The 25539-nt window shown below is 67.3% G+C and carries 24 protein-coding genes; 13 read left to right on the plus strand and 11 right to left on the minus strand.

Annotated features, from left to right (window positions below; all coding sequences use genetic code 11):
- Nucleotides 1-27 precede the first annotated feature (27 nt).
- The 3 genes from T8T21_RS08850 to T8T21_RS08860 are packed head-to-tail and all read left to right on the plus strand — an operon-like array spanning nucleotide 28 to nucleotide 3355.
- Nucleotides 28-705 carry a type 1 glutamine amidotransferase gene (locus T8T21_RS08850; RefSeq protein ID WP_322335322.1) on the plus strand — a complete coding sequence of 226 codons (678 nt, stop codon included), beginning with the start codon at nucleotides 28-30 and terminating at the stop codon, nucleotides 703-705.
- Entirely contained in the window at nucleotides 702-2054 is a 1353-nt protein-coding gene (locus T8T21_RS08855; protein ID WP_183475132.1) for a glutamine synthetase family protein, read from the plus strand. The genes T8T21_RS08850 and T8T21_RS08855 overlap by 4 nt, the downstream gene beginning before the upstream one ends.
- Complete coding sequence (locus T8T21_RS08860) at nucleotides 2051-3355, plus strand: NAD(P)/FAD-dependent oxidoreductase (RefSeq protein ID WP_322335323.1); 1305 nt, start codon at nucleotides 2051-2053, stop codon at nucleotides 3353-3355. The genes T8T21_RS08855 and T8T21_RS08860 overlap by 4 nt, the downstream gene beginning before the upstream one ends.
- A gap of 69 nt (nucleotides 3356-3424) precedes the next feature.
- On the opposite strand, the gene T8T21_RS08865 is transcribed toward T8T21_RS08860, so the two are convergent.
- Nucleotides 3425-4723: an NAD(P)H-dependent oxidoreductase gene (locus T8T21_RS08865; RefSeq protein WP_322335324.1), complete on the minus strand. Its 1299-nt coding sequence runs from the start codon at nucleotides 4721-4723 to the stop codon at nucleotides 3425-3427.
- Nucleotides 4724-4871: 148 nt separating this feature from the next.
- On the minus strand, nucleotides 4872-5804 hold the full coding sequence (locus tag T8T21_RS08870; protein WP_322335325.1) for a LysR family transcriptional regulator: 933 nt from the start codon (nucleotides 5802-5804) through the stop codon (nucleotides 4872-4874).
- 140 nt (nucleotides 5805-5944) lie between these two features.
- On the opposite strand from T8T21_RS08870, the gene T8T21_RS08875 reads away from it, so the two are divergent.
- The gene (locus T8T21_RS08875) at nucleotides 5945-7606 is read left to right on the plus strand and encodes a GMC family oxidoreductase (RefSeq protein ID WP_322335326.1); all 1662 of its coding nucleotides are present in this window, start codon (nucleotides 5945-5947) and stop codon (nucleotides 7604-7606) included.
- Nucleotides 7607-7634: 28 nt separating this feature from the next.
- On the opposite strand, the gene gcvA is transcribed toward T8T21_RS08875, so the two are convergent.
- The 4 genes from gcvA to T8T21_RS08895 all read right to left on the minus strand — a co-directional run bounded on the left by gcvA (nucleotide 7635) and on the right by T8T21_RS08895 (nucleotide 14174).
- Complete coding sequence (gene gcvA / locus T8T21_RS08880; RefSeq protein WP_322335327.1) at nucleotides 7635-8531, minus strand: transcriptional regulator GcvA; 897 nt, start codon at nucleotides 8529-8531, stop codon at nucleotides 7635-7637.
- Nucleotides 8532-8681: 150 nt separating this feature from the next.
- Entirely contained in the window at nucleotides 8682-11195 is a 2514-nt protein-coding gene (locus tag T8T21_RS08885; RefSeq protein ID WP_322335328.1) for a CoA transferase, read from the minus strand.
- 295 nt (nucleotides 11196-11490) lie between these two features.
- Complete coding sequence (locus tag T8T21_RS08890) at nucleotides 11491-13161, minus strand: BCCT family transporter (RefSeq protein ID WP_322335329.1); 1671 nt, start codon at nucleotides 13159-13161, stop codon at nucleotides 11491-11493.
- A gap of 527 nt (nucleotides 13162-13688) precedes the next feature.
- Complete coding sequence (locus T8T21_RS08895) at nucleotides 13689-14174, minus strand: DUF421 domain-containing protein (RefSeq protein ID WP_322335330.1); 486 nt, start codon at nucleotides 14172-14174, stop codon at nucleotides 13689-13691.
- A 222-nt stretch (nucleotides 14175-14396) separates the two neighbouring features.
- On the opposite strand from T8T21_RS08895, the gene T8T21_RS08900 reads away from it, so the two are divergent.
- Together T8T21_RS08900 and T8T21_RS08905 are read left to right on the plus strand one after the other, a co-directional pair.
- Nucleotides 14397-15200: an alpha/beta fold hydrolase gene (locus T8T21_RS08900; RefSeq protein ID WP_322335331.1), complete on the plus strand. Its 804-nt coding sequence runs from the start codon at nucleotides 14397-14399 to the stop codon at nucleotides 15198-15200.
- Complete coding sequence (locus T8T21_RS08905) at nucleotides 15200-16543, plus strand: sensor histidine kinase (protein WP_322335332.1); 1344 nt, start codon at nucleotides 15200-15202, stop codon at nucleotides 16541-16543. Before T8T21_RS08900 ends, T8T21_RS08905 begins: the two co-directional genes overlap by 1 nt.
- 124 nt (nucleotides 16544-16667) lie before the next feature.
- On the opposite strand, the gene iolB is transcribed toward T8T21_RS08905, so the two are convergent.
- Nucleotides 16668-17471, minus strand: a complete 804-nt coding sequence (gene iolB / locus T8T21_RS08910; RefSeq protein ID WP_322335333.1) for a 5-deoxy-glucuronate isomerase — start codon at nucleotides 17469-17471, stop codon at nucleotides 16668-16670.
- Nucleotides 17472-17684: 213 nt separating this feature from the next.
- Here iolB and iolG point away from each other — a divergent pair, with 213 nt between their 5' ends.
- Complete coding sequence (iolG, locus tag T8T21_RS08915) at nucleotides 17685-18686, plus strand: inositol 2-dehydrogenase (RefSeq protein WP_322335334.1); 1002 nt, start codon at nucleotides 17685-17687, stop codon at nucleotides 18684-18686.
- A gap of 268 nt (nucleotides 18687-18954) precedes the next feature.
- Here iolG and T8T21_RS08920 read toward each other — a convergent pair whose 3' ends face one another.
- The 4 genes from T8T21_RS08920 to T8T21_RS08935 all read right to left on the minus strand — a co-directional run bounded on the left by T8T21_RS08920 (nucleotide 18955) and on the right by T8T21_RS08935 (nucleotide 21818).
- The gene (locus T8T21_RS08920; RefSeq protein ID WP_322335335.1) at nucleotides 18955-19863 is read right to left on the minus strand and encodes an MBL fold metallo-hydrolase; all 909 of its coding nucleotides are present in this window, start codon (nucleotides 19861-19863) and stop codon (nucleotides 18955-18957) included.
- Between the two features lie 61 nt (nucleotides 19864-19924).
- Nucleotides 19925-20971, minus strand: a complete 1047-nt coding sequence (locus T8T21_RS08925; protein WP_322335336.1) for a YeeE/YedE family protein — start codon at nucleotides 20969-20971, stop codon at nucleotides 19925-19927.
- Between the two features lie 38 nt (nucleotides 20972-21009).
- The gene (locus T8T21_RS08930) at nucleotides 21010-21345 is read right to left on the minus strand and encodes an ArsR/SmtB family transcription factor (RefSeq protein WP_183475178.1); all 336 of its coding nucleotides are present in this window, start codon (nucleotides 21343-21345) and stop codon (nucleotides 21010-21012) included.
- A gap of 89 nt (nucleotides 21346-21434) precedes the next feature.
- On the minus strand, nucleotides 21435-21818 hold the full coding sequence (locus T8T21_RS08935; RefSeq protein ID WP_322335337.1) for a thioredoxin family protein: 384 nt from the start codon (nucleotides 21816-21818) through the stop codon (nucleotides 21435-21437).
- 95 nt (nucleotides 21819-21913) lie between these two features.
- On the opposite strand from T8T21_RS08935, the gene T8T21_RS08940 reads away from it, so the two are divergent.
- The 6 genes from T8T21_RS08940 (at nucleotide 21914) to soxA (ending at nucleotide 25515) form a co-directional block, all read left to right on the plus strand.
- Entirely contained in the window at nucleotides 21914-22654 is a 741-nt protein-coding gene (locus tag T8T21_RS08940; protein ID WP_322335338.1) for a cytochrome c biogenesis CcdA family protein, read from the plus strand.
- Between the two features lie 12 nt (nucleotides 22655-22666).
- Complete coding sequence (locus T8T21_RS08945) at nucleotides 22667-23227, plus strand: thioredoxin family protein (protein WP_183475181.1); 561 nt, start codon at nucleotides 22667-22669, stop codon at nucleotides 23225-23227.
- A gap of 114 nt (nucleotides 23228-23341) precedes the next feature.
- Nucleotides 23342-23818, plus strand: a complete 477-nt coding sequence (gene soxX / locus T8T21_RS08950; RefSeq protein WP_322335339.1) for a sulfur oxidation c-type cytochrome SoxX — start codon at nucleotides 23342-23344, stop codon at nucleotides 23816-23818.
- A gap of 23 nt (nucleotides 23819-23841) precedes the next feature.
- Entirely contained in the window at nucleotides 23842-24264 is a 423-nt protein-coding gene (gene soxY, locus T8T21_RS08955) for a thiosulfate oxidation carrier protein SoxY (protein ID WP_183475183.1), read from the plus strand.
- 23 nt (nucleotides 24265-24287) lie between these two features.
- On the plus strand, nucleotides 24288-24617 hold the full coding sequence (soxZ, locus tag T8T21_RS08960) for a thiosulfate oxidation carrier complex protein SoxZ (RefSeq protein ID WP_085897779.1): 330 nt from the start codon (nucleotides 24288-24290) through the stop codon (nucleotides 24615-24617).
- A 37-nt stretch (nucleotides 24618-24654) separates the two neighbouring features.
- Nucleotides 24655-25515, plus strand: coding sequence for a sulfur oxidation c-type cytochrome SoxA (soxA, locus tag T8T21_RS08965; RefSeq protein ID WP_322335340.1), 861 nt, complete (start codon nucleotides 24655-24657; stop codon nucleotides 25513-25515).
- The last annotated feature ends 24 nt before the right edge of the window (nucleotides 25516-25539 follow it).

The following is a 25539-nucleotide window of genomic DNA, read 5'->3' on the forward strand; positions in this document are numbered from 1 at the left end:
TCGGGCCATCCACAAACACGGTGCTTCATGCAGATCGGCATTCTTGAGACCGGCCACGCGCCAGACGCGCTGCGCCCGGAACTCGGCGACTATTCGGACCTGTTCGAGCGGCTCCTCGGGGGGCACGGCTTCGCCTTTCGTCGCTTCGACGTCGAGGCGATGGAATTCCCGGGGGGCGCCAACGCCTGCGACGGCTGGTTGATCACCGGCTCGAAGCATGGCGCCTACGAGGATCACCCCTTCATCGCCCCGCTCGAAGAGCTGATCCGCGAGATCCACGCGCAGCGGATCCCGCTCGTCGGCGTCTGCTTCGGCCACCAGATCATCGCCCAGGCACTGGGCGGCCGGGTGGAGAAATTCGCCGGCGGCTGGTCGGTGGGCCGCAAGAGCTATGATTTCGAAGGCCGCGAGATCGCGCTCAACGCCTGGCACCAGGACCAGGTGGTGACGCTGCCCGAAGGGGCGCGGGTCTGCGCCAGCAACGATTTCTGCGCGCATGCGGCGCTGGCCTGGGGGGATCACGTCTTCACCATCCAGCCGCATCCCGAGTTCGGGTCGCGCTTCATCGAGGGGCTGGCCACCACCCGCGCCATCGGCGTGGTGCCGCAGGACCAGATCGATTACGCGCTCGCCAATCTCGACAAGCCGGTCGATGCCGACATCCTGGCCGACCGCATGGCGCGTGTTTTGAAGGGGGCTGCATGAGCTGGCTCGACGAGATCCCGGAAGCCGCTCGCCTCTATCTCGACCAGCATCGCCTCGACGAGGTGGAATGCGTGATCGCCGACCTGCCGGGCATCGCCCGCGGCAAGGCGGTCCCCGCAGCCAAGTGGGAGCGCCAGCAGTTCTTCCACCTGCCCAACTCGATCTTCTTTCAGACCATCACCGGTGACTGGGGCGAAGCGGCGGGGCCGGAAGGCTTCGTCGAGCCGGACATGATCCTCAAACCTGATCTCTCGACCACCACCGCAGCCCCATGGGCCGCCGACGGCACGCTGCAGGTGATCCACGACGCCTTCGACCAGAAGGGCCGGCCGGTGGGCTGCTCCCCGCGCAACGTGCTCAAACGCGTGGTGGATCTCTACAAGGCCGAGGGATGGACCCCGGTGGTGGCGCCCGAGATGGAGTTCTACCTGGTCGGCCGCAACGTCGACCCGGCCAAGGCAATCGAACCGATGATGGGCCGCACCGGCCGCCCGGCCGCCGCGCGGCAGGCCTACTCGATGACCGCCGTCGACGAATACGGCCCGGTGATCGACGACATCTACGAATATGCCGAGATCCAAGGCTTCGAGATCGACGGCATCACCCAAGAGGGCGGCGCCGGCCAGCTGGAGATCAACCTGCGCCATGGCGACCCGGTCAAGCTCGCCGATGAGGTGTTCTACTTCAAGCGGCTGATCCGCGAAGCCGCACTCAAGCATGACTGCTTCGCCACCTTCATGGCCAAGCCGATCGAAGGCGAGCCGGGCTCGGCCATGCATGTCCATCACTCGATCATCGACGCCAAGGGGCGCAACCTCTTCACCGGCCCGCAGGGCGGCGAGACCGATGCCTTCTTCAACTTCATCGGCGGGTTGCAGGAGCACATGCCGAGCGTGATCGCGATGATCGCGCCCTATGTGAACTCCTTCCGCCGCTACGTGCGCGACCACGCCGCCCCGATCAACCTCGAATGGGGCCGCGACAACCGCACCACCGGCATTCGCGTGCCGATCTCGCCGCCGCAGGCGCGCCGGGTCGAGAACCGATTGGCGGGCATGGACTGCAACCCCTATCTCTGCATCGCCGCTTCGCTGGCCTGCGGGTATCTGGGCATGAAGAACGAGATCTGGCCCGACAAGCGGTTCCGCGGCGACGCCTACGAGGCCGCCGACGAGATCCCGCAGGGGCTTTATGCGGCGCTCGACCTGTTCGACGGGGCCAAGGAGTTGCACGAGGTGCTGGGACCGGAATTCGTACGCGTCTACTCGATCGTCAAGCGGGCCGAATATAACGAGTTCCTGCAGGTCATCAGCCCCTGGGAGCGTCAACACCTGCTGCTCAACGTATGAACCCGCTCTACCGTAACGACCGCCCCGGCCAGATGCCGCGCAGCTGGTACGTGGCCTCGGCCGAGCCGGCAGCCGACCGCGATCCGCTCGACGCCGACCGGCGCTGCGATCTCGCCATCGTCGGCGCGGGCTTGACCGGGCTCTGGGCCGCGTTGACGGCGGCGCGGGCCGGGCTCGACGTCGTCGTGCTCGACGCCCACCGCGCAGGCTTCGGCGCCTCGGGGCGCAATGGCGGCCAGGTCGGATCGGGTTTCAACAAGGGGCAGCTATGGCTCGAGGACAAGCTCGGCACCGGCCCCGCGCGGCAGCTCTGGAATCTGGCCGAAGAGGCCAAGCGGCAGCTGCGCGACTTCTGCGACGCGCATGCGCCCGAGGCCCGGTTCCTTCCCGGCGTGGTGCATGGCGCCTATTCCGAGAAGGAGGCGGCGGGCGACCGGGCCGAGGCCGAGCACCTGTCGAAGCGCTACGGCTATGACGCGATCCGGCCGCTCGGGCGCGACGAGATCCGCGACATCGTCAGGACCGAGGCCTATCACGGCGGGCTGATCGACGAAGGCGCAGGCCACCTTCACCCGCTGCGCTACGCCCGGGCGCTGGCCCGCGAGGCGGAAAAGGCGGGCGCCACGATCCACGAGCTGACCGAGGTGACGCGGGTGGAGCGGGGCACCCCTGCGGTGCTGCACACGCCACATGCCAAGGTGACCGCCGATCACGTGATCCTTGCCGGCAATGGCTACCTGCCCGGCATCATGCCCGAGGTCGCGGCCCGGGTGATGCCGATCAACAGCTTCATCGCCGCGACCGAGCCCTTGGGCGAGCGCTGGCGCGAAGTGCTGAGCCGCGACATCGCCGTGGCCGATTCCCGTTTCGTGGTGAATTACTACCGGATGACCGAGGATCGTCGTTTCCTCTTCGGCGGGCGCGAAAGCTACTCCATCGGCTTCCCGACCGACATCACCTCCGCACTGCGCGGCCGGATGGAGAGCCTGTTTCCGCAGCTCGCGGACGTGCGCATCGACAATGTCTGGGGCGGAACGCTGGGCATCACCATGTCGCGGCTGCCGTCGCTGCAGCGCATCGGTCCCAACATCTTGTCGGGCGCGGGCTTTTCCGGCCATGGTGTGGCGCTGTCGGGCATGGCCGGTCGGGTGATGGCCGAGGCGGTGGCCGGACAGGCCGACCGCTTCGACACCTTCGCCACCCTGCCCGTCCCCCCGTTTCCGGGCGGCGGCCGCTTCCGCGCGCCGCTGCTGACGCTGGCGATGACCTGGTACGCGCTGCGCGACCGGCTCGGGGTCTGATCCCGCAGGGGCGGTTGGCGAGCATGGGGCGACATGGCCTCAAGACCCGCCGGAGACTGGGCTCTAGCCCTACGCCATGGCGAGGCAGTCGCGGTAAAGCCGCACGGCCTCGTCCTCGCCGATCTCGACATCCGCGAAGCGCAGGGCCGTGCCCTTGGCCACCGCGCGGCGCAGCGTGATCCCCTGCGCCAGACCGATCGGCAGCACCTCGTCGCGCGCCGCCCGGGTGGCGGGCATGACCCGACCCCAGACGGTATAGCCGCCTTCGCCATCGAGCCGGTCGCCGGGGCCGAGTTCCCGCTTGGCGATGGCGGCGACCGTCGCGTGAAAGCCTAGGGGCGCTCCCGTGGCCTCGCCCCTGAGCGCCGCTGACAGCACCGAGGTCGCGAGTTCCAAGCCGATCATGTGAAACGGCCGGTACATCGCGGCATAGCGCCCGGTCGCGTCGGTCGGCAGGCCGTATTGTGCGAAGCAGGCGGCTGCGTAGTCGCTCTGCGCCTCGATCACCACGTAGACGCCCCAGCGCAGATCCCGAAACACCGGCCGCCCATCGCGTTCGAGGCTTGAAACCACCTCGACCATGCCGGACCTCTCCAGCTGCCCGCCGATCTCGCGTGGCCGCAGCACGCGGGCGAGATCATCCGCGCCGCAAGGCGGGAAGGCCAGCCCCTCTTCGGGCACCGAAAGCCCGGTGGCGTTGGCGATCGCCGCCGCCTCGATCGCGCTCTTGGTGCCGTCGAGAAAGGAGTTGAACATTTGCGGGTTCATCCCCGCCGCCTTCGCCGCCTCTGGCGTCAGCCCGTAATGCTCCCAGACTGCGTCCGGCGTCACCTCGTGATAGGCGGGCAGGTATTTCGTCCCCTTTCCCGCCGCGACCACGCGAAACCCGTTCGAGCGCGCCCAATCCACCATCTCGCAGACCAGCGCCGGCTGGTCGCCGAAGGCCATGGAGTAGACCACGCCCGCCTCGGCGGCACGGCGCGCCAGCACGGGGCCGGCCAGCACGTCGGCCTCGACATTGACCATCACCACGTGCCGCCCCGCCGCAATCGCCGCTTGCGCGTGGCGGGTGCCCGCGCGCGGATGGCCGGTGGCCTCGATCACCACCTCGACCCCGTCCATCGCCGCCAGTTCCGCCCCGTCGGTGACGAAGTGCGTGGCCGCGATCCGCGCCTCGTCCCAGCCGACCTCGCGGCAGGCGGCGCGGGCGCGCTCGGGGTCGAGATCGGCGATCGCCGCCACCTGCAGCCCTTCGACATGCGGCACCTGCGCCAGGAACATCGAGCCGAACTTGCCCGCGCCGATCAGGCCGGCGGTGACGGGCCGCCCCTCGGCCGCGCGCGCTGCGCAGAGCTTCGCCAGATTCATGGATGCCTCTCCTTCTCCCTGTGCGCAGTGAAGGCGAAAACCTGGGCGGGGTCCATGCATCCCGTCATGGGGCCATAGGAGTGCCTGCCCCTGTGTCTGCCCAATCCAACACGGCGTGCGTCCGATTATAGAAACGGCGCGCCGCCCGTCAGAATTCCGACGCCCAGACCCGTTCCAGCGTCTGCAGGGCGAGGGCCAGGCTGGGCTCTTCCATGCGCGACGTTGCCATCGAGAAACCGAGCGTGGCCGGCAGGCGATGTTCGCCGACGATGGTCAGCCCCCGGACCTGGTTCTCATGCAGGGCGATCGCCTCGCGGCAGAGGCTCAACCCCACGCCGGAGCGGACCATGGCCAGCATCGAGGGTTCCTGATCCACGAGCGCGACCCGGTTCTGCACGACACCGGCCTCCTCGAACCGGCGCTCGAGCAGCCGCGAATGGATCGAACGGGGCGGCGTCCCGATCCAGGGCAGTCGCGCCAGCCCGGCCCAATCCAGCCCGGCGGTGCGGCGCTGCCAGCCGGCCGGTGCCAGAATGCGGTAGGCAAAGCTGGTAAGTGGTCGGAACAGCAGGTCCGTGGCGAGCGCCGATCCGCCAAAGGCCGTCCCCTGCACTGCCCCGGGATCCTCAAGCATGAAGCCGGCATCGATCTCGCCCCGGTCGAGCCGCACCGGCACGTCGCCGCTCATGCCCTGAACCAGCTCGGTCCGCAGCTCCGGCGCCGCCTCGAGCAGCCCCGCAAGAAAGCTTCCGAGCCGGATGAAGTCAGGATCGATGATGGTCCCGATCCGCAGCGTGCCGCGCACGCTGCCGGTCATCCGGCGCGCGGTCTGGCCCAACTCCTCGACCGCCTTCAGCACCTGCTCGGCCTTCTTCAGCAGCAATTCGCCATCCGGCGTCAGGTCGAGGCCCTTGGCGGTGCGGCGGAACAGTTCCAGCCCGGCCTCCTCGGCGAGCCGTTTGAGCTGCAGGCTCACGGCCGGCTGGGTCAGGTGCAGCCGCTCGGCCGCGCGGGAGACATTGCCCTCGCGCGCCACGGTGACGAAGGACCGCAGGGTCCGCAGATCGGCGAGTGGCTTCATAAATCCGGCTTATAATGATCGGGTCCAATAGTCATTGGATTTTGCCGGCCGCGCGGCGCATCGCTTGATGCAGCAACCGAATGGGCGGCCTGCGCTGGGAGTGAGCAGCGGACGGCCCTCGGCGAGGGGAGGGAAATCGAATGACGCGTGACTGTTTCGACCACATCGTCGTCGGCGCCGGCTCGGCCGGTTGTCTGCTCGCCAACCGGCTCAGCCGTGACCCCGGGCGGCGCGTGCTGCTGCTCGAGGCGGGCAAGCGCGACAACCATCCCTGGATCCATATCCCGGTCGGCTATCTCTACTGCATCGGCAACCCGCGCACCGACTGGCTCTACCAGACCGCGCCCGAGGCCGGGTTGAACGGGCGCTCCTTGCGCTATCCGCGCGGCAAGGGGCTGGGCGGCTGCTCCTCGATCAACGGCATGATCTACATGCGCGGCCAGGCGCGGGACTACGACAACTGGGCCCGGCTTACCGGCGATGACGACTGGAGCTGGGACAAGGCGCTGCCAGACTTCATGGCGCATGAGGATCACTACCGGCGCGACGGCGGCGCCGACCCGGCGACCGGGCATAACGGTCGCTTCTCGGACCTGCACGGCCATGGCGGCGAATGGCGGGTGGAGAAGCAGCGCCTGCGCTGGGACGTGCTCGAGGATTTCGCCACCGCCGCCACGCAGGCGGGCATACCGCGCAGCGACGATTTCAACACCGGCGACAATGGCGGGGTCGGCTATTTCGACGTGAACCAGAAGAACGGCTGGCGCTGGAACGCGGCCAAGGCCTTCCTGCGCCCCGCGAAGGGACGGGCCAACCTCGTGATCTGGACCGAGGCGCAGGTCGAACGGCTCGTCTTCGAGACCGGCGCCGACGGCCGGCCGCGCTGCAGCGGCGCAGTGGTGCGGCGCGGCGGCGAAACGGTGACGGTGCAGGCCAGTCGCGAGGTCATCCTCTCGGCCGGGGCGATCGGCTCGCCGCAGATCCTGCAGCTGTCCGGCATCGGCCCGGCCGCGCAGTCGAAAGCGCACGGGATCGAGGTGAGGCAAGACCTGCCCGGCGTCGGCGAGAACCTGCAGGACCACCTGCAGATCCGCGCCGTCTACAAGGTGAAGGGCGCGAAGACGCTGAACACGCTGGCCGGCAGCCTGTTCGGCAAGGCGCGGATCGGCCTCGAATACGCGCTCAGGCGCTCCGGGCCGATGAGCATGTCGCCCAGCCAACTCGGCGCCTTCACCCGCTCCGAGCCGGAGCGGGCGCACCCCAACCTTGAATACCACGTGCAACCGCTCAGCCTCGACGCCTTCGGCGAGCCGCTGCACGGCTTTCCGGCGATCACCGCGAGCGTGTGCAACCTCAACCCCACCAGCCGGGGCGCGGTGCGGATCCGCTCGGCCCGCTGCGAGGACGCGCCGCTGATCGCGCCGAACTACCTCGCCACCGAGGAGGATCGTCGGGTCGCGGCCGCCAGCCTGCGGCAGGTGCGCGAGATCCTGTCGCAGCCCGCGATGGCGAAATACGCGCCCGAGGAGTGGAAGCCCGGCCCGCAATACCAGACCGACGCGGAGCTGGCCCGGCTCGCCGGCGACATCGCCAACACCATCTTCCACCCGGTCGGCACCGCCAAGATGGGCCGCGCCGACGATCCGATGGCGGTGGTCGACTCGCGGCTCAGGGTGCGGGGCGTGGACGCCCTGCGCGTCGTGGATGCCAGCGTCATGCCCGAGATCACCAGCGGCAATACCAGCGCGCCCACGATGATGATTGCCGAAAAGGCGGCGCGCTGGATCCTCGAAGACGCCTGAACGCCCGGGCCGCCGCAGGGCATGTTCTTCAGCCGGCGGCGGCCTCCTCGACCAGCCAGTCGCGGAAGGCCCGCGCCTGCGGCGGCTGATACTGGCCGCGGGCGCTGACTACATAGAACGCCTCGGAGGTCGGCGCCTCAACATCGAATGGTGCCACGAGCCCGCCTTCGGCCAGAGCGCCTGCGACCAGCGAGGTCCGGCCCAGCGCGATCCCGTGACCGCGCTCGGCCATCTCGAGCGCGGTGATCAGCGTGTCGAACTGCATCCCGTGCGAGGCGTCGAGATGGGTGAAACCGGCACGCCGGAGCCAGTAGCCCCAGCCTTCCTCGTATCCGATGACGTGCAAAAGGGTGTTGACGGTCAGCGCCTCGTCCATGCTCTGCGCCGCGACGCCCCGGGCCAGTTCCGGGCTGCAGACCGGCATGAGCGAGTCCCAGGTCAGCCGGTCGGCGTCGAGACCTGGCCAGTTGCCCTTGCCGTAGCGGATGTCGAGCTGGGCGGCGACCTTTTCGTGCTCGGTCAGCCAGATGTTGCTGTTGAAGCGCAGGCCGATATCCGGGTGCCGGTCGCGAAACCGCGCTAGCCGCGGCGCGAGCCACCGGGTGAAGAACACCAGATTGACCCGAACCGTGAGCAACCGTCCGCGTCCCTCGCCGAAGATCTCGTTGGTGGCGGCGGCGAGCCGCTCCATTGCCTCATGCACGGCAGGCAGATAGGCCTTGCCGGTCTCGGTCAGCTCGAGACTGCGCGGAAGCCGGTTGAACAGGCTGGCGCCGAGATGCGCTTCGAGTCCTTTGATCTGCTGGCTGATCGCGGCCTGCGTCATGTTGAGCTCCGCAGCCGCGCGCGTGAAGCTCATGAGACGCGCGGCCGCTTCGAAGGAGCGCAGCCAGTTCAGTGGCGGCGTGTTCTTCTTGCGTGCCATGAATTCGACACCCCTCCCCTCGTCCCTGCCCAGACGCTCGGCCAAGCGCGCTGCGAGCGCAACCCGCAACCGCCGCCCCGGCAGATGGCAAGGCCCGGACCGTTGACCGGTCCGGGCCGCCGCAGTCGCGGATGAAACCCTCGGGCAGGCTCAGCTCGGCAGGAACTCCCGGCTCCAGCCGAGGCTCGCCACGTTGGTCTCGATCAACCGGGCGATCTCGGGCTCCTCGTAGCCGATGCTGCCCAGCACTTCGCGGGTCGAATGTCCCCAGCGCTCGGGGAGCGAGATCGCGCGGATCCGCGAATTCTCGGGCCGGATCGCGTAGTGGTCGATCTGGGTGACGGTGTGTCCGCTCGGGTGATCGCGGTGGATCGTGAAGGCAAAGCTGCCAAGATCCGTCCCGACCCGATCGTCGGCATCGCGGGCATGCATCTCGCGCAGCTTCTCGATCGACATCGGCTCGGCGGCCGCGATGTCGGCCGCACGCAGGCGTTCGGCCCAGTCGGCGGCAGGCGCCGTGCGGAAGGCCTCGGACAGGAAGGCGCCGATATCGTTGGTGCCGGCGATGCCTTCGAGGCCGGGCACCTGATCGAGCAGCGGCACCTCGTCGAAATGCGAATCTAGGAAGAGCCAGCCCTCCGCGGTCTCGTAGAAGCGCGACATCACGCCATTGCCGAGCACGCCGCGGCCCGAGGGCTCGTCGAAGGGCGCGCGCCCCTCGTAGTCGAAGGCGAAGGGGATCTGCGCGAGGTTAGTGACCGCCGAGAGCGAGGTCCGCGACCGCGACACGGCGCCGGTCCGCTGCTTGCGGTAGAGCGCCACCGCCACGCTGAGCCCGGCGGCAAAGCCGCAGTTCACATCGAGCGTGCCGAGATGGGCGTGCTCCTCGGGCGTGTCGACCCCGCCGAAGCGGCTCATGATACCGCTATGGGCCTGGATGATGTCGTCATAGCCGATGTAGTTGCTCTTGGGTCCCGGCAGGGGGCCGCCGAGGCAATCGAGCCGGCAGAACAGCACGCCGGGGTGCAGCGCCTGCAGCGCCGCGTGATCGAGGCCCAGCCCGGCGAGCTGTCGCTCGGCGGCGTTGATCACCACGACATCGACCGAGCGCACCAAGCGGTTGAAGATTTCGCGCCCTTCCGGCGTGGTCATGTCGGCCAGCGCGCTGCGTTTGCCCATGCCGGTCTGGAAGGTGAACAGCGTGCCGATCAGAGGATCATAGAGCGGCTTCACCGGGTCGAGCTTGATTACCTCGGCGCCGAAACGGGCGAGGAAGGCGGTCGAATGCGGGCCGGCGATGACGTTGGTGAGGTCGAGCACCCGCACCCCGTCGAGCCAGCCGCCCGAGCCCTCGGGGGCGATCGCATCACCGGTCGGACGGGTGATCGTCTCCGCTGCCTCCACCGCGGCCAGCTCGGCCAGCGCCTCGTCGAAGCCGACCTCGCGGCGCGGGCGCGGGGTCACCATCAGATGCGCGCAATCCTCCATCCAGACCACCGGGCCGGGCTGCTTCATCAGCCCGTATTGCGGATCCTCGACCTCGACGATCAGCTTGGCGGTGTTGGTATGCTCCATGTTCACCCATTCCTGGGTAGTGCGGTGGGGCGCGCCGGGGATCTTGCCCTCGCCGAAGATCCGGCCCCATTCCTCCGAGGTCTTGGTGAGAAAGACGCGCTTCATCTTGGCCGAGATGATGTCGGCCCACTTCTTCGGCAGCGGATAGACCCCGATCGAGGTCTCGCCCTTCCACTCGCTGATCGGGGCGTGCAGATCCTCGACCTCGGGCAGGCCCTCCGCCAGCAGCTCCTCGTAGAGACCCATCGCTTCCAGCGCGCGCTTGGCGTGGTTCCGGTGCGAGGGGCAGACGCAGTAGAAGTAGCGGCCGTCGGCGCACAGATAGGTGCGGTAGAACGGGTCGAGATACTCCTGCAGATCCTCGTAGCTCAGATCCATCGGGATGCCCGCGGCGCGGCGGCGCTCGATCTCGGTCTCGCGCATGGTCTTGTAGCGCTCGGGCAGCCCGTCAATGACGTAGGAGTTGTAGGACAGCCCCTCCATCAGCGCCGCGACGACCGGTACCTCGATGCTGTCACCGCGCCCGGTGCGCTCGCGCGCCTGCAGCGCCAGCGCCACCGAACCGGCAGCCAAGGTCGAGGCATAGGCCGAGCCCAGCGGCAGCGGCGAGAAGCTCGGATTGAGGCCCATCAGCACGCGGTTGAAGCCCATGTCGGTGAAGGCGCCGGCCGTGGCAGCGATCACCGCCTCGGTGGCCTTCCATTCACGCCGCAGCGTGTCATTGCTGGCAAAGCCAGGCACCGACAGAGTGATCAGCTCGGGGCGCGCGGCGCGCAGCGCGGCGAAATCGATGCCGGCCGCCTTCATCGCGCCGGGGCGGTCGCTCTCGATCACGATGTCGGCGCGGGCGATCAGCGCATGCGCCTGTGCGAGGCCTTCCGCCTGCCGAAGGTCGAGCCGCAGGCAGAGCTTGTTGCGGTTGAGCACGGCATTGGCCGGGTGATCCCACAGCGGCCCGTCGATCGGATCGATATGCACGACCGTGGCGCCGAGATCGGCCAGGATCATCGCGACCGCCGGTCCGGCGATCTGCTGCCCGAAATCGACGACCCTGACACCGTTCAGGGGCAACTTGTTGGTGACTTCCATTTCGACCTCCCGCCGAGGAATTCTGATCCCTGAGACAATCCGCAATTCCTCCTTCGCGGGCCGCGTTGCGGCCGCGTCGGGTGTCGTCGAATTCGGAAAACCTCTCTGGCATCGGTATCCGCCATGAGCCCAATTCGAACAAAGGAAATAAATTCGCTCTGAGGCCTCAGAAAATTTATCGACATGCCAGGATGTGCCGCGCTCACTTTCCGCATGGCGCGGCAGGCGCCATCTCACGCAAACGAAAGGGCCCCCCGCTTGCGCGGGAGGCCCCGTTCCGGCCTCTCAAACCGCGCTATTCGGCGGCGGTCAGCACGACCTCCGAAGCGACAAGGCCCCGCCGCATCCGCAGCGAATCCCGCCAGATCGCCTTGATCAGCGCCAGCCCCATCAGCACCATCACGAGGCTGAAGGGCAGTGCGCCGATCACCATCGCCATCTGGATTGCGCCGAGGCCCCCGGCCATGATCAGGCCGCCCACCACCAGTGCCAGCGCCGCGCCCCAGAAGACGATGTGGGGGCGCGATTTCGGGCCCTCGTCACCTGCCGCGGCGATGGTGTTGATGATCAGCACCGCGCTGTCGGCCGTGGTCACGAGGAAGGTCAGCAGCAGCACCACCACCACGATCGACAGCAGATAAGCCAGCGGGCCGTTCAGGATCACGCCCAGCATGGCGAAGAGCTGATCCGCCTGCCCCGCTTCGGCGATCGCCCCCTGGGCCACCCCCGACAGCTCGAGGTCGATCGCCGTGCCGCCGACGATGGCGAACCAGACGAAGCACATGAAGGCCGGGATGATGATCGCGCCGAGGACGAATTCACGCACTGTGCGCCCCTTGGAGATACGGGCCAGGAACAGCCCGACGAAAGGCGCGAACGCGATCCACCAGGCCCAGTAGAAGATGGTCCAACCGCCTTGCCAGGCCGCCAGCGCATCGCCGGTCTCGGTGCCGTCCTCCACCCAGACCGCGAAGAGGTTGCCGGGCATCGATGCGAGGTAGTCGAAGACGCCGACGAACAGCGTCGTCAGGCCGAACCAGGTCGAGCCCAAGGCCACGAAGAACAGCAGCAGGAACAGGCTCAGCACCATGTTCAGGTTGGAGAGCCACTTGATGCCCTTGCCGACGCCCGAGAGCGCTGACAGCGTCGACAGCCCCATGATCACCGCGAGCGAGACGACGATACCCATGGCTGAGGTCGACTTGGTGCCGTCCGCGGCCACCGTGTAGAGCCAGTCGCCAGCCCCGATCCGCCACAGTCCGGAGACGAACTGTTCGGAGCCGAAGCCCAGCGTCTGCGACACGCCCAGCACCGTGGCGACCACCGCGAAGATGTCGACGGCGTGGCCGAGCGGACCGGACATGGCCCGGCCGAAGAGCGGCGTCAGCGCCGAGCGGATCGTCAGCGGCAAGCCGCGACGATAGCAGAAATAGGCCAGCGCCAGACCGACGATGGCATAGGCCGACCAGGCGGCAATGCCCCAATGGGTAAAGGACCAGACATAGGCCTCGCGCACGTTGCCGGCGGTGCTGCCCTCGGTGAGTCCCATGATCGTGCTGGGGTTCTTGGCAAAGTGATACATCGGCTCGGCGGTGGCGAAGGTCAGCATACCGACCCCGATGCCGGCGCCGAACATCATCGAGAACCACGAGAAGTTGGAGAATTCCGGCCGATCGCCCTCGCGCCCGAGCTTCAGGCGTCCGGATGCCGGCAGCAGCGCCAGCCCGACGCAAAGCAGGAAGAAGAAGGCCGTCACGTAGACGTACCAGTAGTTGAAGCTGGCGAGGATGAAGGCGTTGAACGCCCCGAGAATGGCGGCGGCGTGCTCGGGAAAGGCGATGGCCCACAAAATGAGGGCACCGACGATCACCTTTGCGGTGACCGCCACGTCCTTGGCAAATCCGCGGTAGAAGCCGGAGTCCGCGACCCGGATCGGCAGCTCGGTCAGTGGTGGTTTCATGGGCATCAGATCTCCTCCCGTAGATCTCGTGAATGTCGTCTCGCCTCTGCCGGACCCGCGCGGCAGGCTCCTCCCTGCCTGCCGGCGCAGCCGACCGCAGCGCGCAATCCTTTCCCGATCGGCGCGCTCGCGGAGCGGACGCGGCCGTCTGCTCTGGCCGGTTCGTAGGGTCGAACAGGTCAGGTCACCTGTTTTGTCAGCAGACTCATTTTCGGTAGAAACGCGCCTATTCGCGCGATGGGGCATTCGATTTCGAAACGTGCCGGCTGCCCTCGCTCCGAGAATGAAACTGCACAATTCCTGCGCCCGAACTTAACTTCGGTCAAAACAGAAAAAACAAGCCTGAGCCTGCGCTGCACTTATTCGTCCCGCAGGTAGGATTGGCTTCCGCCCCGCAATCAACAAGTGAAATGGAATGGCCCGATGACCGATACCGCCAGGTCCGACCGATCCTTCGGTCATGTTTCTAATACAGGCTGGACTGCGGTCTCGAAGTTCGTAGGTCTGACTATCGGTTGGCCCTCAGTACCGCGTCACTCCCGCGATACCACGGAGACCGAGCCGTTGCGTTCGATATAGGCCAGCGGCACGTCCTCCACCCGTCGATATCCCTGCCCGCGGATCTTCTGCTCGAGATCGCGCCGCCCCATATGCGCGCGGCGCAGGGCCGCCTCGTCCACCTTGCCGTCACGGATGATCTCGAGCGGCCGGCCCTTGAGCAGCCGCGACGCCCATTCGCTCCTCATCGCCAGCATGCCCATGCCGATCCAGAGCGCGGCCAGCACGATGCAGGCCACGAAGGTCGGACCGATCGCCGCGTTGCCGGTCAGGGCCCGGCTCAGGCTCGAACCGATGAGCAAGGTCAGCACCAGGTCGATGACCGACGTATCGGCCAGCGACTTGCGCGGCAGCAGCCGGAAAAGCGCGACCGCGAAGAGGAACACCAGTACCGCCCGCAGGCCGACCTGCAGGGCCGTGAGGTCGGAAGAGGCATCTCCCAGAAGATTCGTCAGGTCCATGCAATTCACCTAGGGCGGCGCGCCTGTCAGCCCACCGGCGCCGGTCGAACGCTCCCGACAACCCAAGCTCATCGAACCGGCCACGCTTGGCATCTCCGGTTGAAAACAGGTCGTTGCGACATTCGGGACAGGCCACTTCTCATTCGTCCAGTGGCGCAATCCCACCTCATGCGGTAGGCACGAAGGAGAGCCGAAGAACCGATACCGCGGAAAGGGACCGGCATGATCGTCGAGCGCAACCAAGTCGTCGTTTCCGGCCAGCCCCAGGGACGGCCCATCGTCTTCGTTCATGGGTTCGGCTGCGATCAGTCGATGTGGCGCCAGGTTGCCCCGTCTTTCGAGGCGGAGATGCGGGTCGTGACCTACGACCTGACCGGAATGGGCCGCTCGGATCTCTCGGCCTATGACATGAGGCGCTATGCCGATCTCGAGGCACATGCCGAGGACCTGCTTTCGATCCTGAGCGAGCTCGATCTCCGGGATGCTGTGATCGTCGGCCATTCGATCGGCGCGACGATCGCGCTCCTCGCCGCCAACCAAGCGCCCGAGCGGGTGTCGCGGCTCGTGTTCGTCTCCCCCACCCCCTCTTTCCTTGAGGATCAGGCGCATGGCTATCACGGCGGGTTCTCCGCCGCGGATCTGGGCGAGCTGATAAGCTTTCTCGACGAGAACCATCTCGGCTGGTCGGCCCAGATGGCGCCGACCATCGCGGGCCAGCCGGCCGGCGAGCCGGCTGCGGAAGAGCTGACGCAGAGCTTTTGCCGCACCGATCCCGCCATCGCCCAGCATTTCGGGCGGGTCACCTTCTTTGCCGATCGCCGATCGGAATTCGAGCACGCCGCCCGGCCGGCGCTGATCATCCACTGCAGCAACGACGCGCTGGTGCCGATGCAGGTCGCCGACTGGATGCGCGAGAACGTGCCGGGCGCGACCCTGAAGGTGTTGGACGCGACCGGCCACACCCCGCACATGACCGTCCCTTCGGAGGTGACCGCCGCGATACGTGAGTTTCTCGAGGATATTTGATGGCGAAGGACGCCGGTGACGAGCGACTCCAGACCCTCGCCGAAATGGTCGAGGACGCGCCTTGCGGGATGGTCGTCACCGATCCGAACGGGCGGCTGCGCTATGTCAACGAGACCCTGAGCCGGTGGCTCGGACTGCCGGCGGCGCCGGCAGACCGCCCCTCCCGGCTGCCGGAATTGATGACCCTGCCTGGCCAGCTCTATTACGAGACGCACTTGGCCCCGATGATGCGCTTGCAGGGTTTCGCGCGCGAGATCTCCTGCTCCCTCAAGGTCAGGGACGGCGCACCGCTGCCGGTGCTGCTCAGCGGGGTCACCCGCTACGATACGGCCGGCGATCCCGTCCGCTTCGACTACACCATCTTCGATGCCCGCGAGCGTCGGATCTACGAGGACGAACTTCGCAGCGCCCGGCGCAAGGCCGAGGAACTGGCCGCGATCGTACGCACCTCCCCGAACGCCATACTGAGTGTCGATCAGTCCGGCTGCATCAGCAGTTGGAACGCGGGCGCGGAACGGCTCCTCGGCCAATCTCTCGAATCCGTTCTGGGGCACCCAGTCCAGGAGGCCGTTCGTTTCGACGAGCAGCCGAACTGGTTCGATGACGCCGTGGAGGTCTGCAGGGCGGCCGAGGAAGCCACCTTCGAGACCACCTCTTCGCAGGGCCATCACTTCGAGATCACGGTGGCCCCGATAGACGAACAGGAACCCCTCCCGGCGACGCGGCACTATTCCGTCGTGCTGCGCGACATCTCCAAGCGCAAGCGGGCGGAGCGTCGCCTTCAGATGGCGCTGGGCGAAATGAAGCATCGGGTGAAGAACACGCTCGCGGTGGTCTCGGGCATTGCCCGGCAGACCCTGCCCGCCGAGGTGTGCCACGGCTTCATCGCCCGCCTGCATGCGCTTTCGCGTGCGCATGACGCGCTGGCGTCGGAAGATCAGAAGGGCGCGGATCTGCGAGACCTGCTCGCCTTCACCGCGGAGGAGGCGGGCGGCCGCGAGCGTTTCCGCATCACGGGGCCGAGCGTCGTCCTGCCGCCGCATCAGGCGACGAGCCTGTCGATGGCGTTTCATGAACTCGCGACGAACGCTCTGAAATACGGCGCGCTCTCTCAGCCCGGAGGGCATGTCTCGGTCGGGTATGAGCAGGACGAAGCGGGCCAGGTCCGCTTTGTCTGGCAGGAAAAGGACGGCCCCCCCGTCACCCCGCCGACCCGCCGGGGCTTCGGCAGCAAGATGATCAATTCCGTGGTCAAATCCGACCTCTCCGCCCAGGTGGATTTCGACTACCGGCCCGACGGCGTCCGCTGCGAAATCCTGTTCACTCCGGGCGAGGCGGAGTAATTAGCGGCGCGTAGGTTCGACCGGTTGTCCCTCCGACGCTGACGCCGCAGGGCCCGCTAGCGTAGGCAATCTCACATCAGAACTCGGCACCACCCGCGTTGTGCGTCATCTCTGGGCAGGCCTGTCAGCTGTCCCGCTTCATGATCCACTCGACCTCCGGCGCGGGCACGAAGCGCCAGTTGCGGCGCGGACCGGCCATGACGTTGAGGTAATACATCTCGAAGCCGTAGGGCGCGCCGCAGGGATGGTGGCCGCGCGGCACGAGCACCACGTCGTGGTCCTTCACCGCCATGGTTTCGTCGAGGCTGCCATCATCGGTGTAGACCCGCTGCACGCCAAAGCCCGAGGCGGGGTTGAGGCGATGGTAGTAGGTCTCTTCGAGATAGGTGATGCGCGGGAAGTCGTCCTCGTCGTGGCGATGCGAAGGATAGGACGACCAGTGGCCCGCAGGGGTGAAGACCTCGGTGACCAGCAGGCTATCGGCGTAGTCCTCGTTCTCCATCGCGATGTTGTTGATGTGGCGGGTGTTGGTGCCCTTGCCGCGTTCGGTGAGTGTGATGCCGTCGGGGCCGATGCGGCGCGCTTCGTGACCGCCCCTGCCAGGTGCCGAGCAGACCGCAATTGTACAGTCGGTCGTGGCCTCGGCCTGCCATTCGCTGCCATTCGGCAAATAGAGGCAATGCGGCGGGGTCTTTTCGAACACATCCATGCGGTCGCCCAGCTCGCCCCATTCCCGACCGGCGCCGGTCAGACGGGCCTTGCCCTCGACCATGACGAGGATCACCTCGCGATTGCCGGTGACGTCGGCCACCCGGTCGCCCGGGCGCAGCCGGTGCAGCGCAAAGCCGACATATCGCCAGCCCGCGCTCTCCGGGGTGATCCGGTGCACCTCTCCACGGGTGCCGAAGGGTTTGCGCAAAAGGGTCATCTCGTCTCTCCGTCCGTATCCGTCCGTGGGCCGCGTAGTGGCCCCGAACCACCGCGCGCTGCCATGCTCCGACGCACCATCGCATTCTGCATGCCGATCCGTCCCGATTTTACCGATGAATTTGTCGCGGAAGCGGTGAATTATGGAATGGACGTCTCGGCCCGGCGGGGCCGTCGCGTCATGCCCTGACCCCGATTCCAGAAGGTACTCCCCATGAAAGTCGCACTCTTCGGCGCCGGCCGTATCGGCAAGGTCCACGCCGCCTCGATCAAGACGGATCCCCGCTCCGAGCTGGTCGCCGTCACCGACGTGATGACCGAGGCGGCGCAGGCTCTCGCGCAGGAACACGGCATCGCGGTGCGCAGCCCCGAAGAGATCCTCGCAGACCCGAGCATCGATGCGATCCTGATCGCCTCGTCAACCAACACCCATGCCGACCTGATCGAGGCGGGCGCCAAGGCGGGCAAGGCAGTCTTCTGCGAGAAGCCGATCGATCTCGACCTGAAGCGCGCGCTCGAGATCGGGCGCATCGCCAAGACGCATGACAAGCCGATGATGATGGGCTTCAACCGCCGCTTCGACCCGAACTTCGCCGCCGTGAAGGCCGCGCTCGACGCCGGCGAGGTCGGCAAGGGTGAACTTCTGGCCGTGACCTCCTACGATCCCGCCCCGCCGCCGGTGAGCTACATCGAGGTTTCTGGCGGGCTCTACCGCGACATGATGATCCACGACTTCGACATCTGCGCCTTTCTCTTCGGCATGCCCAAGACGGTGATGGCGCACGGGTCCTGCCTTGTGGACCCCGAGATCGGGGCGGCCGGCGATATCGACACCGCCGTCGTGGTGCTGACCTATGCCGACGGCCGTATCGCCACGATCCGCAACTCGCGCCGCGCGCCTTACGGCTACGACCAGCGGGTCGAGCTGCTGGGCTCCGAGGGCACACTCGAGGCGCGCAACGAGGTCGAGAACACGGTGGTCAAATCAACCGCCGCCGGCACCGTCTCGGCCAAGCCGGTCTTCTTCTTCCTCGAGCGCTACATGCGCGCCTACGCGATCGAATGGCGGGCCTTCGTCGATGCCTGCGTCGACGGCAAACCGGTGCCCGCCACGGTGCAGGACGGGGTGAACGCGCTGGCGCTGGCCGAAGCCGCGAACCTGTCCTTCCGCGAGGGCCGGCCGATCGAGGTCACATCGGAGATGACCGGCGTCTGAACGCCCAAGGCTTTCCAGGAACCGTCTGCACCAAGGGCGCCCGCTCTATTGGTGCAGATCGGTGAGGGCTTCGAAGACGATCCTTGAAGTGGACCGGCTTCCTAAGGGGCAGGTCGGAGCGCTCCGACCTGCCCAGCGCGCGCGGATATCCATCTCGACGGATGGATGCTCCGGGTGCGGGCGCAGATGCAGCTGGTCCATCGCGGGCCTATGGAAGCCGCCCTATTTCGTCGAGGACCGATCATCGCATCGCCGACGCCTCCCGCGGCTACACCTCCGGAACAAAGGAATAGCCCTCGTCACCCTTCGTCACCCTGCCCACGCCCCCGTCCGGAAGGTGGAAGCCAATCAGCGGCACCCCGCGCTCGGCCAGCTCCTGCAGCAAGGCCAAACGGGTCCGGGCAGCCAGTTCCGGATCCTGATCGGCGGGCATCGGCCAGTCGGGGCGGGCGAAGGCCAGATGCGCGTTGCCAATCGCGTCACCGGCGATCAGCGCCCGCCCACCGCCAATCTCGAAGGACATGTGTCCCGGCGTATGGCCGAAGCTGGCCCGTGCCAGAACACCGGGCAGTACCTCGTCCCCTTCCTCGAACGTCTCCAGCATGTCCTGAAGAAGCTCGATCCGCCGCGCGGCGCCGGCGGCGAAGCTCTGCCGTTCGGCGCCGATCGTCTCCGGCGTTTCCGGGTCGATCCAGTAGTCACGCTCGACCCGCCCCATGAGATGCCGCGCATTGGCGAAGAGGGGTTCGTCGAAATCGTCGATCGCGCCCCAGAGATGATCCGGGTGGCCATGGGTGAAGACAACATGGGTGACGTTCTCGGGCGACAGGCCGAGAGCTGCGAGCGCATCCGGCAGGCGCCCCGTGCTGTCCATGAAGCCAGGCCCCGCCCCCGCGTCGAACAGCACCACGTCCTCGCCCGAACGCAGCAGCGTCACGTTGCAGGGCGGCTCGTAGCCCCCTGCCGCGACGCCGGCCGCGTCGAGAATCGCGCGCGCTTCGTCCCCCGGCAGATCGCCGATCAGGAAGCTCTCCGGGAGTTGCAGATACCCGTCGCTCAGCGTGGTGATCCGCAGATCGCCGAGATCCATCTCCGTCGCGGCCCAGACCCGACCGAAGGCAAGCGAGGCACCCAGGCCCGCCGTGCCGCGCAACATGTTGCGTCTCGTGATCCTCATCGTCCCTCCCCGATCAATACATTCGCATCATTGCATGCGAAGCGTCGGAGCGTCGAGGGGTTCACTCGGCCATGGCAAATCCGTCGATCAGCTGCCGCAGCCCGATCGCGGCCCCCAGTGCGATCGCGGCCAGCGTCACCGGGGCGCTGATCGCCAGAACCGAAAAGGCAGTGATGCCCTGACCGATGCTGCAGCCTGCTGCCGTCACCGCGCCCCAGCCCATCAGCCCTGCACCGAGGATCTGGCGCTTGAGTTCGCGCGGGTCCTCGCAGGCTTCCCAACGGAAATGCCCCTTCCAGAGGCTGCCCGCGAAGGCGCCCGCCAGCACGCCGACCACCGATCCGACGCCGAAGCTCAGCGCCGTGCCGCTCGAGGTCATGGTGTAGAGCATGGTTTCGCCGAGCGGGGCCGAGAAGCTGTGGGACAGCACCGGCAGCGCGTCGAACCCGGTCCTGAACAGCCAGGCCGTGCCCGCCCATCCCATCGCGACGGCCAAGCCGACCGAGGCGCCGCAGAGGATCACGCCCCGGCCCAGCGCTTCGCCGCCACGCAGTGACAGGGCGAGGATGGCCAGACCGGCGAACAGGCCGCAAGCCCAGAGCGGCAGGCCCGTCGCCTGTGCCATCCAGTAGCCGATGCTCGGCGTCGGTTCACCGCCTGGCGCGAAAAGCGCGACCCGGAGGCCGGAGAGCGGGCCGGAAAGCGTCGCGTAGGCCGCGAGGCCCATGGCCAGCACGATCACGAAGGAGCGCATGTCGCCACCGCCCAGCCGGGCCAGCGCGCCGTAGCCGCAATTGCCCGCCAGCGCCATGCCGTAGCCGAAGGCCAGCCCACCGAGGATCGCGCCGGGCAGGCTCCAGCCCTGCGCGAGATAGAAGCTGTCCATCGGGTCGAACAGCCCCGCCCCGATCAGGCCGAAGGCGGCGATGACCGCGATGCCGATCGCGATGCCCCACATCCTGAGCCTCGAGAGGCTGTCGCCGTAGAGCGCGTCCTCGATGGCGCCGAGCGTGCAGAAGCGGCCCAGCCGCGCGGCCGCGCCCAGCACCGCGCCGCTGCCCATGCCGATGAGCGCCGCGACGGTCGGCTCGTCGAGCCAATCCAGCATATCGTGATCCTCCCCGCGCGCCCTCCCCGGCGCGCCTGTCAGCCCGAGCGACAGAACAGCTCGTAGACGAGTTCCATGATCCGGCGCGGCCGGTCGTCGGTCAAGCTGTAGTAGATCGTCTTGCCCTCGCGCCGCGGCGTCACGAGCCCCTCGAGCCTGAGCCGTGCGAGCTGCTGCGAGACGGCAGCCTGCCGCGCCGAGAGCAACTGTTCGAGCTCGGTCACCGACTTCTCGCCAGTGACGAGATGGCACAGGATCATCAGCCGACCTTCATGACCCAGCGCCTTGAGAAAATCCGAGGCCTCCTGCGCGTTGCGCATCATGAGGTCCATGTCGGCGTCGCTCATGTTGTCGGTAATCTTCGGCAGGGTCATGGCTGCGCTCCCCGTTTCGGCGAAGCGGCTCCGCCCGATGTCAGGCGGATCATTTATGGGCTCGCGCCCTTTATCGCAATGCGATGCGATCATCCGGGCGGGTCCTGAGGCACCAAAGTCGCGCCCGGCGTCTCTCCGAGCAGCCGCGCCAGCAGACCCCAGAAGAAGTCCTCGCCCGGATAGCCCTCGATCCGGCCCAGCTCGCGCCCGTCCTCGACCAGCAGGAAGGTCGGCGTGAAGACGACCTTGCCCTCGAGTTCCATCCCGTCCGGCAGCTCGCCGATGTCGATCCGGCGCAGCGGCGCGGCTTCGCCCTCTTCGGTCTTGGGATAGATCGGTCCGATCTCGTCGTTCCAGCGCGCGCACCATGGGCAACCCGCTTGCTCGACCATGACGAGTTCGAGCGCCGCCGCGGCAAGGCCGGGTGGGAAGGCCATGAACAGGCCGAGGCAAAGGGCTGCGACGCGCGGCATGCGGATCCTCGATCGGGGCCGGTTCAGGGTTCAATTGACTGACCGATGCCTTCGCATAATAGTATTGCAATATGATTTAGGCAATCGGAGGCGGCATGTTCGAGGTCACGCTGGGCGGCGCCGTGCTGGCGGGGCTGCTGTCCTTCCTGTCTCCCTGCATCCTGCCGATGGTGCCGTTCTATCTCGGCTATCTCGCCGGCACCGGTGCGCGACAGGCCGAAACGGCTGGCACCGAGCCCGGGCGCGGCCGCACATTGCTCTTCACGGCGTTGTTCTCCGCCGGGATCATCACCGTCTTCGTGGCGCTAGGTGCCTCGGCATCCTTCGCCGGGCAGTTCCTGCGCGAATGGTTCGACCTGCTGCGCTGGATCGCGGCCGGAATCATCGTGCTGATGGGGCTGCACTTCCTCGGCCTCCTGCCGATCGGCCTGCTCTATCGGCAGTTCCGCCTCGACGGCGCCGCCGGACCCGCGGGCGACATCGGCCTCGCGGGGGCCTTTGTCATGGGGCTGGCCTTCGCCTTCGGCTGGACGCCCTGCGTGGGCCCGGTGCTCGGCGTGATCCTGTTCACCGCCGGCAGCCTGCAGACCGCCGCTGAGGGCGCATGGCTGCTGCTGGCCTACGGGATCGGCATGACCCTGCCCTTTCTGCTCGCGGCGGTCTTCGTCGCCCCCTTCACCCGCCTGATGCGCCGCTTCAGGCGGCATCTCGGTACGGTCGAGAAGCTGACCGGCGCGCTGCTCGTGGCCTTCGGGCTGCTGATCGCCACCGACTCGGTGAACCTGATCGCGCAGTGGATGCTCGACGAATTCGCCATCTTCAGCCGCTATGGATGACAGGAGCCTGCCATGATCCGTCTCAGACACGCATTCGCCCTTCTTCTCCTCTCCGCGCTGCCAGCGGCGGCGGAGATGGGCGATGACGGGCTGCACAAGGCGCCCTGGATGCGCCAGACCTTTCTCGACCTGCGCGAGGACCTGGCCGAGGCGAACGCGGCCGGACAGCGGCTGATGCTCCTCGTCGAGCAGCGCGGCTGCATCTATTGCCGCAAGATGCACGAGGAGATCTTCGTCCTGCCGGAGATCGAGCAGAGGCTCGAGGAGGACTACTTCGTCGTGCAGCTCAACATGTTCGGCGATCTCGATGTGACCGATTTCGACGGCACCACCCTGCCCGAGAAGGAGATGGTCTCGCGCTGGGGGCTGCTGTTCACGCCGACCATGATGTTCCTGCCCGAAGAGGTACCGTCCGGCAGCACGGCGGCCGAGTCGGCGGTGGCGGTGATGCCCGGCGCCTTCGGTCCCGCGACCACCGAAAACCTGCTGAGCTGGGTGCTCGAGCGCGGCTATGCGGGCGAGGAGTCGTTCCAGAAATACCACGCGCGGATGCTTGGAAACCAAGGCGAATAGCCGCGAGAGCCGGGCTGCGCCCGACCGTATTCAAGAAATTAAATATGATGTTGATTGGAACGTACGGTCCGGGGTAACGTGACTTCGGAGGACAAAATGCCGCAGGGAGGACACATGTCGCGACAAATCACCCTTGCCGTGGCGCTCGCGCTCACGGGCGTGGCCGCGCAGGCCGAGGTCGCGCCGCAGGAGGTGGCCTTTGGCGAATACGGCGCCATCGAGACCTCCCTGACCGGCACCCCCGGCGATCCGAAAGCCGGGGCCGAGGTCATGGCCGATCGCGGTCTTGGCAACTGCGTCGCCTGCCATGCGGTCGGCGCGCTCGAGGAGGTACCGTTCCACGGTGAGGTCGGACCGCCGCTCGACGGCGCTGCCGACCGTTGGACCGAGGCGGATCTGCGCGGGATCGTCGCCAACGCCAAGATGACTTTTCCGGGCACGATCATGCCCGCCTTCTACAAGACCACGGGCTTTATCCGCCCCGGCGACGGCTTCACCGGCAAGGCCGGCGAGGAGCCGCTGCCGCCGCTGCTCACCGCGCAGCAGATCGAGGACGTGGTCGCCTATCTTATGACGCTGCACGAGGAGTGATCGTGCGGCAGGAGAGGAGAGAGATGAGCTTTTCACGCAGACAGACGCTGGCCATCATGGCCGGCAGCGGGCTCTCGGTGATGCTGGGCGGGCGCATGGCGCTGGCCACGCCCACCGAGGAGCTGATCGCCAACTTCACCGGCGGCGCCGAGATCACCGGCGAGGGGCTGACGCTCACCGCGCCCGAGATCGCCGAGAACGGCAACACGGTGCCGGTCGAGGTCGACGCCCCCGGCGCCGAGTCGATCATCCTGCTGGCCACCGGCAACCCGAACCCCGATGTGGGCGTGTTCCATTTCGGCCCGCTCGCGGGCGCGCAGATGGCCTCGACCCGGATCCGCCTCGCCGGCACGCAGGAGGTCGTCGCCATCGCCAAGATGTCAGACGGCAGCTTCGCGCGCGCGGCGCAGGAGGTGAAGGTGACCATCGGCGGCTGCGGCGGCTGAGTTCGGGACAAGGAGCAAGAGACATGGCAGAGAACGTCACCCCCCGCGTCCGCGTCCCCAAGGAAGCCGCCGCCGGAGAGGTCATCACCATCAAGACCCTGATCAGCCACCCGATGGAATCGGGTCAGCGCAAGGACAAGGAGGGCAACCTCATCCCGCGCTCGATCATCAACCGCTTCACCTGCACTTTCAACGGCGAGACGGTGATCGACGTGGCGATGGAGCCCGCGATCTCGACCAACCCCTATTTCGAATTCCAGGCCAAGGTGCCCGAGAGCGGCACCTTCACCTTCACCTGGATCGACGATGACGGGTCGACCTACGAGGACACCAAGGAGATCGCCGTCGCCTGACGGGATCGGGGCGCACGGGGCAAGGGAGGAGACCTTGATGAGACAGATGCTGAGGACCGGCGCCGCATGGACGGCGCTCGGGCTGGCCGGGTCGGCCGCCCTTGCCCCCGCCGCGACGGCGCAGGAGGCGAACCTCGTCATCAACGACGAGATCGAGATCGTGACCCGGGCGCCCGCGCCCGAGCACATGGAATACATGAGCGAGGTCGTCTCGGGCTGGGAATACCGCTCGCCCGAGACGCAGGCGCTGCAGATGGATGATTTCGAGAACCCCGGCATGATCGGCGTCGACAATGCCCGCGCCGATTTCGAAACCGCCATGGGCGCCGACGGCCAGTCCTGCGCGTCGTGCCATGACAGCCCGGAGGCGCTCGAAGGCGTCCGCGCCGTCTATCCCAAGTGGGACGAGGCCAAGGGCGAGGTGCAGACGCTCGAGATGCAGGTCAACGAATGCGTCACCGAGCGCGCCGGGGCGGAGCCTTGGGACTATACCGGTGACCGGATGACCGAGATGGTCGCGCTGATCTCCTCGGTCTCGCGCGGCATGCCGGTGGACGTGGCCATCGACGGCCCGGCCCAGGAGACCTGGGAGAAGGGCAAGGAGATCTACTACACCCGCTACGGCCAGCTCGAGCTCGCCTGCGCGAATTGCCACGAGGACAATTACGACAACATGATCCGGGCCGACCATCTGAGCCAGGGCCAGATCAATGGCTTCCCGACCTACCGGCTCAAGAACGGCGCGCTCAACGCGGTGCATGACCGCTTCAAGGGCTGCGTGCGCGACACTCGCGCCGAGACCTTCGCACCGGGCAGCCCGGAATTCGTGGCGCTGGAGCTCTATGTCGCCTCGCGCGGCAACGGCCTCTCGGTCGAGGGCCCCTCGGTCCGCAACTGACACTACACCCCGCCCGGCTTTCGC

Source organism: Limimaricola variabilis (assembly GCF_034371605.1).
GTDB classification, from domain to species: Bacteria; Pseudomonadota; Alphaproteobacteria; order Rhodobacterales; family Rhodobacteraceae; genus Limimaricola; species Limimaricola variabilis.

Coding starts and splice junctions, on each gene's coding strand:
- T8T21_RS08945 (WP_183475181.1), top strand. CDS start 22,667: ATGATCCGTCTCAGACACGCATTCGCCCTTCTTCTCCTCTCCGCGCTG.
- T8T21_RS08905 (WP_322335332.1), top strand. CDS start 15,200: ATGGCGAAGGACGCCGGTGACGAGCGACTCCAGACCCTCGCCGAAATG.
- T8T21_RS08930 (WP_183475178.1), bottom strand. CDS start 21,345: ATGACCCTGCCGAAGATTACCGACAACATGAGCGACGCCGACATGGAC.
- T8T21_RS08925 (WP_322335336.1), bottom strand. CDS start 20,971: ATGCTGGATTGGCTCGACGAGCCGACCGTCGCGGCGCTCATCGGCATG.
- soxA (WP_322335340.1), top strand. CDS start 24,655: ATGAGACAGATGCTGAGGACCGGCGCCGCATGGACGGCGCTCGGGCTG.
- T8T21_RS08920 (WP_322335335.1), bottom strand. CDS start 19,863: ATGAGGATCACGAGACGCAACATGTTGCGCGGCACGGCGGGCCTGGGT.
- T8T21_RS08860 (WP_322335323.1), top strand. CDS start 2,051: ATGAACCCGCTCTACCGTAACGACCGCCCCGGCCAGATGCCGCGCAGC.
- T8T21_RS08940 (WP_322335338.1), top strand. CDS start 21,914: ATGTTCGAGGTCACGCTGGGCGGCGCCGTGCTGGCGGGGCTGCTGTCC.
- T8T21_RS08870 (WP_322335325.1), bottom strand. CDS start 5,804: ATGAAGCCACTCGCCGATCTGCGGACCCTGCGGTCCTTCGTCACCGTG.
- T8T21_RS08855 (WP_183475132.1), top strand. CDS start 702: ATGAGCTGGCTCGACGAGATCCCGGAAGCCGCTCGCCTCTATCTCGAC.
- soxZ (WP_085897779.1), top strand. CDS start 24,288: ATGGCAGAGAACGTCACCCCCCGCGTCCGCGTCCCCAAGGAAGCCGCC.
- T8T21_RS08875 (WP_322335326.1), top strand. CDS start 5,945: ATGACGCGTGACTGTTTCGACCACATCGTCGTCGGCGCCGGCTCGGCC.
- T8T21_RS08935 (WP_322335337.1), bottom strand. CDS start 21,818: ATGCCGCGCGTCGCAGCCCTTTGCCTCGGCCTGTTCATGGCCTTCCCA.
- T8T21_RS08850 (WP_322335322.1), top strand. CDS start 28: ATGCAGATCGGCATTCTTGAGACCGGCCACGCGCCAGACGCGCTGCGC.
- soxX (WP_322335339.1), top strand. CDS start 23,342: ATGTCGCGACAAATCACCCTTGCCGTGGCGCTCGCGCTCACGGGCGTG.
- T8T21_RS08885 (WP_322335328.1), bottom strand. CDS start 11,195: ATGGAAGTCACCAACAAGTTGCCCCTGAACGGTGTCAGGGTCGTCGAT.
- soxY (WP_183475183.1), top strand. CDS start 23,842: ATGAGCTTTTCACGCAGACAGACGCTGGCCATCATGGCCGGCAGCGGG.
- iolB (WP_322335333.1), bottom strand. CDS start 17,471: ATGACCCTTTTGCGCAAACCCTTCGGCACCCGTGGAGAGGTGCACCGG.
- T8T21_RS08895 (WP_322335330.1), bottom strand. CDS start 14,174: ATGGACCTGACGAATCTTCTGGGAGATGCCTCTTCCGACCTCACGGCC.
- T8T21_RS08900 (WP_322335331.1), top strand. CDS start 14,397: ATGATCGTCGAGCGCAACCAAGTCGTCGTTTCCGGCCAGCCCCAGGGA.
- T8T21_RS08890 (WP_322335329.1), bottom strand. CDS start 13,161: ATGCCCATGAAACCACCACTGACCGAGCTGCCGATCCGGGTCGCGGAC.
- T8T21_RS08865 (WP_322335324.1), bottom strand. CDS start 4,723: ATGAATCTGGCGAAGCTCTGCGCAGCGCGCGCGGCCGAGGGGCGGCCC.
- iolG (WP_322335334.1), top strand. CDS start 17,685: ATGAAAGTCGCACTCTTCGGCGCCGGCCGTATCGGCAAGGTCCACGCC.
- gcvA (WP_322335327.1), bottom strand. CDS start 8,531: ATGGCACGCAAGAAGAACACGCCGCCACTGAACTGGCTGCGCTCCTTC.